This window comes from Phycicoccus mangrovi (assembly GCF_018729305.1).
Taxonomy (GTDB): Bacteria; Actinomycetota; Actinomycetes; order Actinomycetales; family Dermatophilaceae; genus Phycicoccus; species Phycicoccus jejuensis.
The window spans coordinates 1-13,634 of record NZ_JAHHWP010000026.1 but is presented as its reverse complement, the minus strand read 5'-3'; the positions used below and the strand labels follow the sequence as shown (position 1 = coordinate 13,634).

12 protein-coding genes are annotated in these 13,634 nt (G+C 75.0%); 6 read left to right on the top strand and 6 right to left on the bottom strand.

The features are described from left to right. The first annotated feature begins 66 nt into the window (after positions 1 to 66). The 3 genes from KMZ30_RS19980 to KMZ30_RS19970 are packed head-to-tail and all read left to right on the top strand — an operon-like array spanning position 67 to position 2,920. A complete protein-coding gene (locus KMZ30_RS19980) occupies positions 67 to 1,443 on the top strand; it encodes a dihydrolipoyl dehydrogenase family protein (RefSeq protein ID WP_215511304.1) in 1,377 nt (458 codons plus the stop codon). Between the two features lie 53 nt (positions 1,444 to 1,496). Next, positions 1,497 to 2,072 (top strand): RNA polymerase sigma factor, encoded by a 576-nt coding sequence (locus tag KMZ30_RS19975; protein ID WP_215511303.1) that lies wholly within the window; start codon positions 1,497 to 1,499, stop codon positions 2,070 to 2,072. After that, positions 2,069 to 2,920 (top strand): hypothetical protein, encoded by an 852-nt coding sequence (locus tag KMZ30_RS19970; protein WP_215511302.1) that lies wholly within the window; start codon positions 2,069 to 2,071, stop codon positions 2,918 to 2,920. The genes KMZ30_RS19975 and KMZ30_RS19970 overlap by 4 nt, the downstream gene beginning before the upstream one ends. A 10-nt stretch (positions 2,921 to 2,930) precedes the next feature. Here the strand turns inward: KMZ30_RS19970 and KMZ30_RS19965 are convergent, their stop codons facing one another. The 5 genes from KMZ30_RS19965 to rbfA all read right to left on the bottom strand — a co-directional run bounded on the left by KMZ30_RS19965 (position 2,931) and on the right by rbfA (position 8,389). After that, positions 2,931 to 4,802 carry an AMP-dependent synthetase/ligase gene (locus KMZ30_RS19965; protein ID WP_215511301.1) on the bottom strand — a complete coding sequence of 624 codons (1,872 nt, stop codon included), beginning with the start codon at positions 4,800 to 4,802 and terminating at the stop codon, positions 2,931 to 2,933. A gap of 97 nt (positions 4,803 to 4,899) precedes the next feature. Further along, complete coding sequence (locus KMZ30_RS19960; protein ID WP_308279534.1) at positions 4,900 to 6,006, bottom strand: FtsW/RodA/SpoVE family cell cycle protein; 1,107 nt, start codon at positions 6,004 to 6,006, stop codon at positions 4,900 to 4,902. Positions 6,007 to 6,020: 14 nt separating this feature from the next. Continuing rightward, positions 6,021 to 6,983 carry a bifunctional riboflavin kinase/FAD synthetase gene (locus tag KMZ30_RS19955; RefSeq protein ID WP_308279533.1) on the bottom strand — a complete coding sequence of 321 codons (963 nt, stop codon included), beginning with the start codon at positions 6,981 to 6,983 and terminating at the stop codon, positions 6,021 to 6,023. A 10-nt stretch (positions 6,984 to 6,993) separates the two neighbouring features. Next, positions 6,994 to 7,923 carry a tRNA pseudouridine(55) synthase TruB gene (truB, locus tag KMZ30_RS19950; RefSeq protein ID WP_215511299.1) on the bottom strand — a complete coding sequence of 310 codons (930 nt, stop codon included), beginning with the start codon at positions 7,921 to 7,923 and terminating at the stop codon, positions 6,994 to 6,996. Next, entirely contained in the window at positions 7,907 to 8,389 is a 483-nt protein-coding gene (gene rbfA / locus KMZ30_RS19945) for a 30S ribosome-binding factor RbfA (RefSeq protein ID WP_215511298.1), read from the bottom strand. The genes truB and rbfA overlap by 17 nt, the downstream gene beginning before the upstream one ends. 102 nt (positions 8,390 to 8,491) lie before the next feature. Here rbfA and KMZ30_RS19940 point away from each other — a divergent pair, with 102 nt between their 5' ends. From KMZ30_RS19940 to KMZ30_RS19930, 3 genes are all read left to right on the top strand, one after another. After that, positions 8,492 to 9,064: a hypothetical protein gene (locus KMZ30_RS19940; RefSeq protein WP_215511297.1), complete on the top strand. Its 573-nt coding sequence runs from the start codon at positions 8,492 to 8,494 to the stop codon at positions 9,062 to 9,064. Between the two features lie 133 nt (positions 9,065 to 9,197). Then, positions 9,198 to 9,836 (top strand): copper chaperone PCu(A)C, encoded by a 639-nt coding sequence (locus tag KMZ30_RS19935; RefSeq protein ID WP_215511296.1) that lies wholly within the window; start codon positions 9,198 to 9,200, stop codon positions 9,834 to 9,836. Then, positions 9,833 to 11,062 carry a Dyp-type peroxidase gene (locus tag KMZ30_RS19930; RefSeq protein ID WP_215511295.1) on the top strand — a complete coding sequence of 410 codons (1,230 nt, stop codon included), beginning with the start codon at positions 9,833 to 9,835 and terminating at the stop codon, positions 11,060 to 11,062. The genes KMZ30_RS19935 and KMZ30_RS19930 overlap by 4 nt, the downstream gene beginning before the upstream one ends. Before the next feature lie 81 nt (positions 11,063 to 11,143). Here the strand turns inward: KMZ30_RS19930 and infB are convergent. Beyond that, the coding region (infB, locus tag KMZ30_RS19925; RefSeq protein WP_226905284.1) for a translation initiation factor IF-2 at positions 11,144 to 13,634 on the bottom strand (2,491 nt) is incomplete at its 5' end.

Below are 13,634 nucleotides of genomic sequence, written 5' to 3'. Positions count from 1 at the left end.
CGAGCGGCACCCAAACCGGCGTCGCGACGGGTGTCGGGGCGGCGCCGGGCGTGCGAGGCTCGCCCCATGAGCGAAGAGCAGCACGTCGACCTCGTCGTCCTCGGCCTCGGCCCCGGTGGTGAGTCGGTCGCCACCGAGGCGGCGAAGGCCGGCCTGTCCGTCGTCGGCGTCGACGAGCGCCTCGTCGGCGGCGAGTGCCCGTACTTCGGGTGCATCCCGAGCAAGATGATGATCCGCGCGGCCAACTCGCTCGCCGAGGCCCACCGGGTCGGGACGCTGGCCGGCGCCGCGACCACCTCCCCCGACTTCTCGGTCGTCGCGCGCCGCATCCGCGAGGAGGCCACCGACGACTGGGACGACACGGTCGCGGTGCAACGGCTCGAGGACGCCGGGGTCACGTTCGTGCGGGGGCACGGGCGGCTCGCGGGCGAGGGCGTCGTCGAGGTCGGCGGCACCCGGTACGTCGCGAAGGTCGGCGTCGTCCTCAACACCGGCACCGCCCCCGCCGCCCCGCCGGTCGAGGGCCTATCCGGCACCCCGTACTGGACCAACCGCGAGGCGCTGCAGGCCACCGAGGCGCCCGCCTCGCTCGTCGTCGTCGGCGGCGGCGCGATCGGCGCCGAGCTCGCGCAGGCCTTCGCACGCTTCGGCACACGGGTCTCCCTCGTCGAGATGGCGCCGCGCATCCTCGCGCTCGAGGAGCCCGCGGCCTCCGAGGTCGTCGCCTCCGCCTTCGCGGCCGACGGCATCCAGGTCCTCGCCGGGGCCTCGATCCGGTCGGTGGCGCACGCCGACGGCCGCTTCACCGTCGCGGTCACCGACGCCGACGGCACCGACCTCGACCTCGACGCCGACCGGCTGCTCGTCGCCGCGGGCCGCCGCCCGAACCTCCACGACATCGGCCTCGAGACCGTCGGGCTCGACCCCGCCGCCCGCTCGCTGGAGACCGACGAGCGGATGCGCGCGGGCGAGAGGCTGTGGGCCATCGGCGACATCACCGGCAAGGGCGCCTTCACCCACATGTCGATGTACCAGGCGGGCATCGCCGTGCGGGACGTCACGGGCACCGACGGACCGTGGGCGAGCTACCACGCCGTCCCGCGCGTCACCTACACCGACCCCGAGGTCGGCGCCGTCGGGATGACCGAGCAGCAGGCGCGCGACGCCGGGGTCGACGTGCGCGTCGGGCGGGCGCCGCTCGGCGAGAGCTCGCGCGGCTGGATCCACGGCCCCGGCGGCGAGGGCGTCATCCTCCTCGTCGAGGACCGGGCGGCCGGCCACCTCGTCGGCGCGACCTCCGTCGGGCCCATGGGCGGCGAGGTCCTCTCGATGCTCGCGACGGCGGTGCACGCCAAGGTGCCGACCGCGGTGCTGCGCGAGCAGGTGCTCGCCTACCCGACCTTCCACCGCGCCGTCTCCACCGCGCTCGCCGACCTCGACTGACGCGCCCTCGCCGGCGGTGACACACTGCCGCCGGAGCCGGACAGGAGGGGGACATGGAGACACCGAGCGACCAGCCCCCGCCGGGCGACGAGGAGCGCTTCCGGGCCGCCTACGCGGCCTGGTACCCCGACGTCCTGCGCTTCGTCAGCCGTCACGTGCACCCCACCCACGCCGAGGACGTCGTCGCCGAGACCTTCCTCGTGCTCTGGCGGCGCGTCGCCGAGCTGCCGACCGACCTCGGCGACGGACGGGCCTGGGCCTTCGGCGTCGCCCGCGGGGTGCTGCTCAACGACCGGCGCGGCGTCCGGCGGCGCGAGGCGCTGGCCGTCCGGCTGGCCGACGAGGCCGGGCGCAGCGGTCCCTTCGGCGGCGAGGACCCGGACCTCGTCGCCCGCCGCCTCGACCTCGTCGCCGCCTGGCCCCGCCTGAGCGCCGGCGACCAGGAGGTGCTCGCCCTCGCCTACTGGGACGACCTCACGTCGCCGGAGGCCGCGAGCGTCCTCGGCATCTCGCCGGTCGCCTTCCGGCTGCGACTCACCCGCGCCCGACGCGCCCTGCGCCGCCACCTCGACCTCGTCGAGACCCGTTCCGCCCGACCCCGACCCGTCCCCGAAGGGAGCCCGTCATGAGCCGCTCCGACCTCGACGCCACGACCCGCGCGGCCCTGACCGCCCTCGACCCCGCCCCGCACGACCTCGACGACGCCCAGCGCGCCCGCGCCGCCGCCACCCTCGAGCGGGTCCTCGCCGCTCCCCCGGCGCCGGTGCCGCTGCGGCCGGCCTCACGCCGACGCACCGGGCGCCGCCTCGCCCTGACCGGGGCCCTCGCGGCGGCGACCGCCGTCGTCGGGGTCGTCGGCGCCCAGGTGCTCACCGGCGGCGACTCCGCCTACGCGACGTGGACGGCCACCCCCCACCGCCCGACGACCCCCGAGCAGCTCGCCGCCGCCGACGACTGCCGCGACTCCCTCGTCGACACCCTCCGGGGTGACGGGCCGGACCCGACCGGCGTCAGCCGCGGCACGATCGAGCGCGCCCCGGTCGTCGCCGCCGAGCAGCGGGGCGACTGGACCCTCGTCGTCCTCGGCGACGACCGCGGCTTCGACGCCACCTGCATCAGCGAGGACCGCTTCCTCGGGGGCACGGAGTTCGGCTCGATGGGCTACGGTCCGGGCTCGCCCAGCCCGGGGCCGCGCGAGGTCGCCGTGACGAGCGGCGGCTCGGGCGGCTCCTCGGGGCGGATGGTCTCGGTCCTCGTCGGGCTCGTCGGCCCGCAGGTCGCCGCGGTCACCGTCCACACGCCGAACCACGGCGACGTCGTCGCGACCGTCACCGGCGGCCACCTCGCGGCGTGGTGGCCCGGGCCGGTCGGGGTGACGCCGGACGACCCCACCCTCGACACCACGCCCCCGGCCACGGTCACCTACACCGACGGCTCGACCCGCGAGGTCCGCCTCGGCGTCGGCGACCGCGGCTGAGGGCGGGGCCTCAGCCGGAGTAGTGGCTGTCGAGGACGTCCTTGTACCGCTCGGCGACGACCTTGCGCTTGAGCTTGAGGCTCGGCGTCAGCTCGCCCTGCTCGACGGTGAGGTCGCTCTCGAGGATGGTGAACTTCTTGATCGTCTCCCACCGGTTGAGGCCGGCGTTCAGCTGGTCGACGTAGCCCTGGACCATCTCGCGGCAGGCGTCGGAGGTGACGACGTCGCGGTAGGAGGCGCCCTCCATCCCGTTCTGCGCGGCCCAGCCGGCGATGGCGTCCGGGTCGAGCGTGATGAGCGCGGAGACGAAGTTGCGGTCGGCGCCGTGGACGATGAGCTGGCTCGCGTACGGGCACAGGCCCTTGAAGGTCGACTCGATGACCGCCGGCGCGACGTACTTGCCACCGCTGGTCTTGAAGAGGTCCTTCTTGCGGTCGGTGATCCGCAGGAAGCCCCGCTCGTCGAGCTCGCCGATGTCGCCGGTGTGCAGCCAGCCGTCGGGGTCGATGGTCTCGGCCGTGGCGTCGGGGTTGTTGTGGTACCCCTCCATGTTGCCCGGGCCGCGCAGCAGCACCTCGCCGTCCTCGGCGATGCGCACCTCGATGCCGGGCAGCGGCCAGCCGACCGTGCCGTAGCGGTAGGCCCGCGTGCGGTTGACGAACGACGCGGCGCTCGTCTCGGTCATCCCGTAGCCCTCGGCGATGAGCATCCCCATCGCGTCGAACCAGCGCGCGACGTCCTGGTTGAGCGCCGCGGAGCCGGAGATGAAGAAGCGGATGTTGCCGCCGAAGCGCTCGCGGATCTTGCTCGCGACGAGCTTGTCGAGCAGGGCGTGCTTGCGCGCCAGCAGGCCGGAGGGCTGCTTGCCCTGCTCACGCAGGATGCTCACCTCGCGCCCGGTCGAAGACGCCGCCCGGAAGAGCTTGAGCTTGAGGCCGCCCTCGGCCTCCATCATCATCTGGATGCGCGCGTACGCCTTCTCGAAGATGCGCGGGGCGGCGCCCATGAAGGTGGGCTTGACGACCGCGAGGTTGTCGACGATCTTGTCGATCCGGCCGTCGATGGCCGTCGCGAAGCCGATCTGCAGCGGCAGGGTCAGCAGGTTCTTGCCGAAGACGTGCGCGAGCGGCAGCCAGAGGTACTGCACGTCGTCCTCGGTGAGGATGTCGATGGCCTCGGTCGCGGCGCCCTCGTAGGTCCACGCGGAGTGCAGCAGGCGCACGCCCTTGGGCCGGCCGGTCGTGCCCGAGGTGTAGATGATCGTCGCGAGCCGGTCGGGGGTCAGCGCGTCGATGCGCGCGTCGACCGCACCCGGGTCGCCCTGGAGGTACTCCCGGCCCAGCTGCCGCAGCTCGTCGAAGGTGAGCGTCCAGTCGTCGCCGTCGGCACTCCCCTCCATGAGGACCACACGGCCGACACCCGGCGTCCGCTCGCGCACCGAGCGCAGCTTCTCGAGCTGCTCGCCGTTTTCCGCGAACACGACCCGCGTGCCGGAGTCGGCGAGGATGAACGCGACGTCGTCGGCGATCGTCGTCGGGTAGATCGTCGTCGTCGCGGCGCCCGCGACCATGACCGCGAGGTCGGCGAGGGCCCACTCGTAGCGGGTGCCGGAGGCGATGGCCACGCGGTCCTCGGGCTCGACCCCGAGCGCGACCAGCCCGGCGCCGAGCTCGCGCACGACGACGTCGAGCTCGCGCCACGAGGTCGTCACCCACTCGTCACCCGCCTCGGACACCTTCGCGTGGAGGAAGGCCGGCCGGTCGCCGGAGGCGGCGACCCGGTCGCGGAACAGGTGCGCGACGCTGCGGGCACGGTGCTCCAGGACCGCGTGGTCCACGGGCTCGTCGGCGGGGCTGTGGATCTGCGGGGTCACCCGGTGCATGGTGCATCGTCCTCGGCATCGGTGGCGTGGTCGCAGAATCCTGTCACACGAGGCGCCCGGAGGGAACGGGTTCGTTACCGGCGGGTCACTTTCCTTGTCACGGCGCGCGCGAGCCGCCCTGGGCGGCGTCGACGAGCCCGACCGCGAGCCACGAGGCCAGCATCGACGAGCCGCCGTAGGAGACGAAGGGCAGCGGCAGCCCGGTGACCGGCAGGAGACCGAGGTTCATCCCGACGTTCTGGACCACCTGGACCGCCAGCCACGTCGCGACGCCGACCCCGACGAGGCGGCCGAAGGGCTCCTCGCAGCGCGCGGCGACGACGAGCACCCGGACGACGAGCACCCCGAGCAGCACGACGAGGCCGGCCGCCCCGACGAACCCGAGCTCCTCCCCCGCGACCGAGAACACGAAGTCGTTGAGCTGGAAGGGGACGAACCCGCCCTGGGTGCGCGGCCCCTCCATGAAGCCCTGCCCCCACAGGCCGCCCCCGGCGACGGCGAGGCGGACCTGACCCACCTGGTAGCCGGCGCCGAGCGGGTCGGCGGACGGGTCGAGGAAGGTGAGCAGCCGGGCCCGCTGGTAGCTCGAGAGCAGCGGCGTCGTCCACGCGGCGACGCCGAGCCCCAGGGCGGCCACCACGAGCAGCGCGACCCAGCGCAGCCGCAGCCCGGCGACGACGACCACGACGACGCCGACGGCGGTGAGGACGACCGCGCTCCCGAGGTCCGGCTGGAGCGCGACGAGGCCGACCGGCACGGCGAGGACGAGCGCGGCGAGCGCGACCTCCCGGCCCCCGGGCGGCGCGCCGCGCGAGGGCCACGGGGTGAGGACCGCGGCGAGGGCCAGCACGATCCCGACCTTGGCCAGCTCGGCCGGCTGGAGGGTGAAGCCGCCGACGAGCGGGATCCACGACCGGGCGCCGTTGACCGTCGTGCCGAGCGGGGTCGGGACGAGCAGCAGCAGGACGACGGCCGCGCCCCACGTCCACGGCGCCGCGGCGCGCAGCCGTCCCCGCCCGGCGCGCGCGACGAGCACCGCGAGCGCCAGCCCGACGGCCGCGGTGACGAGGTGCCGCACGAGGTAGGCGGACCCGGCGGTGCGGACGGTGGCCGACCACACGAGCAGCGCGCCGACGAGCGAGGCCCCGCCGGCGGCGACGAAGAGCCCGACGTCGTGACCTGCCGCGCGGCCGTCCCGGCGCACGGCCGGGACGCCGGTCAGGCGGGGACGATGTTGGCGAGGACCTCGCGGCACCGCTCGACGTCCCCCGCCATCGCGTCCTTGAGCTCCTCGACGCTCCCGAAGCGCAGCGTCGGGCGGATGTGCTCGACGAACTCGACCATGACGGTCTCGTCGTACAGGTCGAGGTCGTCGCGGTCGAGGACGTAGGCCTCGACGGTGCGCCGGTCGCGCGTGTCGAACGTGGGGTTGGTGCCGACGCTCACGGCGGCCGGCATCGTGCGGTCCGGGGCGTCGTCGGCCGCGTCGAGCCGGGTCAGCCAGCCGGCGTAGACGCCCTCGGCGGGCACGAGCCCGAGGGAGTCGGGCGAGAGGTTGGCCGTCGGGTACCCGAGGCCGCGGCCCCGGTGGTTGCCGTGCACGACGTCACCGACGACCCGGTGCGGGCGGCCGAGGATGCGCGCGGCCTCGGCGACGCGGCCTTCGCCGAGCTCGCGCCGGATGACGGTCGAGCTGAAGCGCTCGCCGTCGCCGACGTCGTCGAGCGCGATGACCTCGAAGCCGAACTGCTCCCCGAGGTCGACGAGGGTGCCGACGTCGCCGGCGTTGCGGTAGCCGAAGCGGGTGTCCATCCCGACGACGACGCAGCGGGCGTCGAGGCCGCGGACGAACACCGAGCGCACGAAGTCCTCGGGCGTCTGCTGGGCGAACTCGGTCGTGAAGTCGAGGACGAGCAGGCCGTCGACCCCGGTGTCGGCGATGAGGTCGTCACGCACCCGGCCGGGGGCGATGAGCTCGGGGGCGCGCTCGGGGTGCAGGACCGCCACCGGGTGCGGGTCGAAGGTGATGGCGACCGAGGGCAGGCCGAGCCGGGCGCCGGCCTCGACGAGGGCCGAGATCACCGCCTTGTGTCCGCGGTGCACGCCGTCGAAGTTGCCGAGCGTGAGCACGCAGGGGCGCAGGGCCTCGGGCGTGGCGGCGGGGTCGGTCCATCGGTGCACGGGTGACACTCTACGAACTCGCGGGGGCGAAGGTGACGAGGGACCGCGCGGTGGGGCGCGACTCGTCGAGCAGCGCGACGAGCGTGCCGTCCGGGGCGAAGGCCGCGACCGGGCCGGTACGCCCCGGCGTGAGCGACGGGATGCGCTGGCCGTAGCCGAGGGCGCGGGCCTCGTCGGCGTCGAGGGACCGGGAGGGGAAGGTGGCCCGGGCGGCCTCGGCCAGCGGCAGGACCGGCATCGGCTCGCCCTGGCGGGCCTCGAGGTCGGCGAGCGGGTGGGCGTCGGCCAGCGTCAGGCCTCCGACGCGCGTGCGGCGCAGGGCGGTGAGGTGGCCGGCGCTGCCGAGCGCCGCGCCGAGGTCGCGCGCGAGGGCCCGCACGTAGGTGCCGGAGGAGACGGTGACCTCGACGTCGACGTCGAGCACGGCGGTGCCGTCGGGCGCCGTGCCCACGCGGGCATCGGTGACGACGAAGCGCGACACCGTGACCGGCCGCGCCGGCAGCTGCACGTCCTCCCCCGAGCGCACCCGGTGGTACGAGCGCTGCCCGTCGACCTTGATGGCGCTGACGGCGCTCGGGACCTGCTCGACGGCGCCGGTCAGCCCGACGACGGCGGCCTCGACGGCGGCGCGGTCCAGGGCCCCGGCGCCGGGCGCGCTCGTCACCTCGCCCTCGGCGTCGTCGGTCAGCGTGCCCTGGCCGAGGCGCACGGTCGCGGTGTAGTCCTTGTCGGCGCCGACGAGGTGGGTGAGCAGGCGGGTGGCCCGGCCGACGCCGAGGACGAGCACGCCGGTCGCCATCGGGTCCAGCGTGCCGGCGTGGCCGACCTTGCGGGTGGCGCACAGGCGCCGGCTGCGGGCGACGACGTCGTGGCTCGTCCAGTCCCGAGGCTTGTCGACGACGAGGAGGCCGTCGGGAGCGGGCTCAGCGCTCGAGCGCACCCGACGCCTCGTCCCGGGGCCCTTCGTCGGTGTCGTCGTCCTCGTCCGCCTCGGGCTTGCGGTAGGGGTCGGCCTCGCCGGCGTAGGTCGCGGCAGCGGCAGCGGCCGCGACCTGCGCGTCGCGCTCGCGGGCCTCCTTGAGCAGGTCCTCGAGGTGCGCCGCGGTCTCGGGGATCGCGTCGGCGATCCACTCGAGGGTCGGGGTGAGGCGGATGCCGAGCTGCCTGCCGACGAACGAGCGCAGCCGGCCCTTGCTCTCCTCGAGGAGGCGGGCGGTCGTCTCGCGCTGGGCCTCGTCACCGAAGACGGTGTAGAAGAGCGAGGCGTGCTGGAGGTCGCCGGTCACGCGGACGTCGGTGACGGTGACGAACCCGAGGTCGGGGTCCTTGACGATGGACTCGAGGTTCGCGGCGGTCACCGTCTTGATGCGGTCGGCGACCTTGCGGGCGCGTGCTTCGTCGGCCACGGGTCCTCCTCGGGCTGGGTGGGGTTCTCGGCCCCTCGCGGGGCGTCCCCAACCCTAGTGACTGGCAGCGCCCCCGACCGCCCCGGGGCTACCATCGTCGCCATGGCGACCGCAGGGGCCCCCGTGGTGCGTGCCGCGCGCGCGGGCACGGCCACCCTCGCGGTCCTCGGGGTCTCGGCCGGCGCCCACCAGCTCGGTGGCGGGCAGGCCCCGGGGGCGGCCGCCTTCGTCGTCCTCGCGCTCGTGCTCGGCCCGGCCCTGTGGCTCGTGGCGGGGCGCCGCCTGCGCACGGCCGGGGTGCTCGGCGTCCTGGCCTCCGCCCAGGTCGTCGTCCACCTCGGGCTGCTCTCGATGGCCCCCGGCCACGGCACCGGCACCCCGGCGCACCACCACGGCGCGACGCTGCCGGGCGCCGGCGCCGCCATGCCGCCGATGACCCACCTCGAGCCGCGGATGCTCCTCGCCCACCTCGTGGCGACGCTCGCGCTCACGCTCCTGCTCGCCCGTGCCGAGGACGCCCTCTGGCACGTGGTCTCCGCGCTGCTGCCCCCGGCCGCCGCGCCGCTGCGCTCCCCCCTCGTCCCGCGGCTCGCCGTGCCCCTCGTGGCCGTCCGGCCCCTCGGGCGCACGCCGCGTCCGGTGGGGGGCCGGGCGCCACCTCTCGGCCTCTCCTGAGCCGGCTCGCCCCATCCCCGGGCCGGCTCCGGGCCCGGTCGGTTCCCATCCCCCTCCGGCCGGCCCGTCACCAGCCACCCGACGAGCCCGACCGGGCGCGCGTGCGCGCGCCCGCAGCCAGGAAGAGACACCCATGTCCCGTACCCTCTCCGCGACCCGCCGGGTCGCCCTCACCGCCGTGCTCGCCGCCGTCACCCTCGGGGTGGCCGGCTGCGGCACCGACACCGCCGGCGAGACCGGCTCCTCCCCCGCCGCGACCCCGCTGACCGTCGAGGACGGCTGGGTCAAGGCCGTCGACGCCAGCGAGATGTCGCCGATGGCGTCGATGTCACCGTCCGCGTCGGCATCCCCGATGGACATGTCCTCCGCGAGCCCCTCCGGCGGCATGGACGGCATGGACGGCATGGACATGTCGATGCCGATGACGGCCATGTTCGGCACGCTGAGGAACACGAGCGGCTCCGCGCTCACCGTCACCGGCGGGAGCTCTCCGCTCGCCGGGACGGTCGAGCTGCACGAGACCGTCAAGACCGACACCGGCGCCCTGCAGATGCAGCAGAAGCAGGGCGGCTTCACCATCCCGGCCGGGGGCACGTTCGTCCTCGAGCCGGGGGCGAACCACGTGATGCTCATGGACCTCACCGGCCCGGTGCCCAACGGCTCGCAGGCGAGCGTGACGCTGACGACGTCCGCGGGCGAGGTCACCCTCACCGTGCCGGTGCGTGCCTTCTCGGGCGCCGAGGAGTCCTACGCGCCCTCCCCCGCGTCGTGACCGACGGGTCCGGGACCACCGACGGGGCCGGCGGCGCACGACCGCGCCGCCGGGCCGTCCTCCTCTCCGGGCTCGCGGGAGCCGGCGCCGGTGTCGTCACCGGCGCCGGCGCCGCCGTGGCGCGCGAGCGGTCGACGCCGGTCGTCGACGACCGCCTGACCCGGGCGCGTGCCGTCGCGCGCGGGTTCCGCGGGACGCACCAGGCCGGCATCCTCGAGGCCCCGCCGCCGTACGCCGCGTTCGTCGCGCTCGACCTGATGCCGGACGCCGACCGCGGCGCCGTCGAGCGCCTGCTCACCGTGTGGACCGACGACGTCGAGCGGCTGGTCGGCGGCCGCGGGCCGCTGACCGACCTCGAGCCCGAGCTCGCCGCCGTCCCCGCGTCCCTCACCGTGACGGTCGCCGTGGGCCCGAGGGTCGTCCGCCTCGCGGGGGCGCCGACGCCGACGTGGCTCACGCCGCTGCCGGACTTCCCGCAGATCGACCGGCTCGAGGAGCGCTGGAGCGGCGGCGACCTCCTGCTCCAGGTGTGCGCCGCGAGCCCGACGACGGTCGCCCACGCCCAGCGCCGCCTCACCGCCGCGGTCACCGACCTCGCGCGCGTGCGCTGGGTGCAGCGCGGGTTCCGCGAGCCGTTCGAGGGTCCGGGGCTGCCGATGCGCAACCTCCTCGGCCAGGTCGACGGCACCGTGCAGCCCGACGTCACGGGGCTCGACGCCGACCTGCTGTGGGTCGGGGACGACGGGCCGGCGTGGCTGCGCGGCGGCTCGTCGGTCGTCGTGCGCCGCATCGCGATGGACCTCGACGCCTGGGACCGCGCCGACCGGTTCTCGCGCGAGAACGCGGTCGGCCGCCGGCTCGACACCGGCGCGCCGGTGACCGGAGGGGGCGTCGACGCCCCGGCCGACCTCGCGGCCGTCGACGAGCTCGGCTTCCACCGCATCGACGACGCGGCGCACCTGCGCCGGGCGCACGCGAGCGCCCCGCACGAGCGGTTCCTGCGCCGGCCCTACTCGTACGACGACGGCACCGGCGCGACGAGCAGCACCGGGCTGGTCTTCGTCGCGTACCAGGCCGACCCGGTGCGCCAGCTCGTGCCGGTCCAGCGTCGGCTCGCCGAGATGGACCTGCTCAACCTCTGGACGACGCCGGTCGGCTCGGCCGTCTTCGCCGTCCTGCCGGGGGCGCGGCCGGGCGAGCTGCTCGGGCAGGCGATGCTCACCTGAGCCCGTCCCCCCACCCGTCGAGTGAACAGAACACGCCGTGCGCCCCGGAGGGCACACGGCGTGTTCTGTTCACTCGATGCGTCAGGCGCGCGGCTTTTCCCGCATCTCGTAGGTGGTGATGAGGTCCTCGAGCTGGAGGTCGTTGTAGGACCCGAGGTTGATGCCACACTCGAAGCCCTCGCGGACCTCGGTGACGTCGTCCTTGAACCGGCGCAGACCGGCCACCTCGACGTTCTCGGCCACGACCACGCCGTTGCGCGTGATGCGGGCCTTCGTCCCACGCCTGATCTCGCCGCTGCGGACGATCGAGCCGGCGATGTTGCCGAACTTGCTCGAGCGGAAGATCTCGCGGATCTCCGCCGAACCGAGCTCGACCTCCTCGAACTCCGGCTTGAGCATGCCCTTGAGGGCCTGCTCGATCTCGTCGATCGCCTGGTAGATGACCGGGTAGTACCGGATCTCGACGCCCTCGCGCTCGGCGACCTCGGCGTTCTGGCCCTCGGCCCGCACGTTGAAGCCGATGATGATCGCGTTGGACGCCATCGCCAGGTTGATGTTGTTCAGCGTGATCGCGCCGACGCCGCGGTCGATGATCCGCAGGTCGACCTCGTCGCCCACGTCGATCTGCAGCAGGGCGTCCTCGAGCGCCTCGACCGAACCCGACACGTCACCCTTGAGGATGAGGTTGAGGGTGTCGACCTTGCCCGCCGCGAGGGCCTCGTTGAGGTCCTCGAGCGAGATGCGCTTGCGGGCCTTGGCCAGGCTGGCCTGGCGGTCGGCGGCCTCGCGCTTCTCGGCGATCTGGCGCGCGGTGCGGTCGTCGGGGGCGACGACGAACGTGTCGCCGGCCCGCGGGACCGAGGAGAGGCCGAGGACCTGGACTGGACGCGACGGGGTCGCCTCCGAGACGTTCTGGCCGTGCTCGTCGAGCATGGCGCGGACGCGGCCGTGGGCCGAGCCGGCGACGATCGCGTCACCGACGTTGAGCGTGCCGGACTGGATGAGGACGGTGGCCGTCGCACCGCGACCCTTGTCGAGGTTGGCCTCGATCGCGACACCACGGGCGTCGCGGTCGGGGTTGGCCCGCAGGTCGAGCGCGGCGTCCGCGGTGAGCAGGACGGCCTCGAGGAGGCTGTCGATGTTCTGCCCCTGCTTCGCGGAGACGTCGACGAACATCGTCTCGCCGCCGTACTCCTCGGCCACGAGGTTGTACTCGGTCAGCTGCTGGCGGATCTTGCTCGGGTTCGCGCCGTCGACGTCGATCTTGTTGACCGCGACGACGATCGGCACGTCGGCCGCCTGCATGTGGTTGAGCGCCTCGATGGTCTGCGGCATGACGCCGTCGTCCGCCGCCACCACGAGGATCGCGATGTCGGTGACCTTCGCACCACGGGCACGCATGGCGGTGAACGCCTCGTGACCCGGGGTGTCGATGAAGGTGATCGGACGGTCGACGCCCTCGTGCTCGCGGTGGATCTGGTAGGCACCGATGTGCTGCGTGATGCCACCGGCCTCGCCGCCCGCGACGTCCTCGTTGCGGATGGCGTCGAGCAGGCGCGTCTTGCCGTGGTCGACGTGGCCGACGACGGTGACGACCGGCGGACGGGCCTCGAGGTCCTCGTCGTCCTCCGAGTCGATGCCGAACTCCAGGTCGATGCTGAAGGAGTCGTAGAGCTCGCGCTCCTCCTCCTCCGGCGAGACCATCCGGATGTCGTAGCCGAGCTCGGTGCCGAGGACCTTGAAGGTGTCCTCGTCGAGGCTCTGCGTCGCCGTGGCCATCTCACCGAGGTGGAAGAGCACGGTGACGAGCGCACCGGGGTTGGCGTTGATCTTGTCGGCGAAGTCGCTGATGCTCGCGCCCTGGCGGATCTGGATGACGGTCGAGCCGTCGCCGCGGGGGACGCTGACGCCGCCGATCGACGGCGCCTGCATCTGCTCGAACTCGGCGCGCTTCGCGCGCTTGGACTTGCGGGCGCGGCCCGGACGACCGCCACCGCGGCCGAACGCACCCTGGGTGCTGCCGCGGCCACCGCGACCGCCGGGACCACCCGGACGGCCGGCGAAGCCGCCGCCACCACCGGGACGGCCGGCGCCACCGGCACCGGGACGACCGCCGCCGCGGGCCGGACGCTCGCCGGGGCGGGCGACCGCGCTGCGGTCGGGCATCATGCCGGGGCTGGGCCGCGCGCCGGCGGGACGCGGGCCGCCGGTGCCCGCCGGGGCACCCGGACGCGGACCGCCGGGGCGGTTCTGCGGGCGGGGCATGCCCTGGCTCGGGGCGAAGGGGTTGTTGCCCGGGCGCGGGGCGGACTCGCGGCTGCGGCCCATCCCCTGGCTCGAGGCGTACGGGTTGTTGCCCGGGCGCGGGCCCGACGGGCGGGGACCGCCCGGACGCGGGCCGGCGGAACCACCCTCGCGCGCGGCGGGGGCGGCGGGTGCCGGGGCGGCGGGGGCCGCCGGAGCCGGGGCCTTGGGGGCCGGGGCCTTCGGGCCGGGCGTCGCCGGAGCCGGCGCGGACGGCGCCGCGGCGGCGGGCGCCGCCGGGGCCGGGGCGGCCGGAGCCGGGGTGGCC

Coding starts and splice junctions, on each gene's coding strand:
- KMZ30_RS19940 (WP_215511297.1), top strand. CDS start 8,492: ATGGCGACCGCAGGGGCCCCCGTGGTGCGTGCCGCGCGCGCGGGCACG.
- KMZ30_RS19965 (WP_215511301.1), bottom strand. CDS start 4,802: ATGCACCGGGTGACCCCGCAGATCCACAGCCCCGCCGACGAGCCCGTG.
- KMZ30_RS19980 (WP_215511304.1), top strand. CDS start 67: ATGAGCGAAGAGCAGCACGTCGACCTCGTCGTCCTCGGCCTCGGCCCC.
- KMZ30_RS19970 (WP_215511302.1), top strand. CDS start 2,069: ATGAGCCGCTCCGACCTCGACGCCACGACCCGCGCGGCCCTGACCGCC.
- KMZ30_RS19935 (WP_215511296.1), top strand. CDS start 9,198: ATGTCCCGTACCCTCTCCGCGACCCGCCGGGTCGCCCTCACCGCCGTG.
- KMZ30_RS19975 (WP_215511303.1), top strand. CDS start 1,497: ATGGAGACACCGAGCGACCAGCCCCCGCCGGGCGACGAGGAGCGCTTC.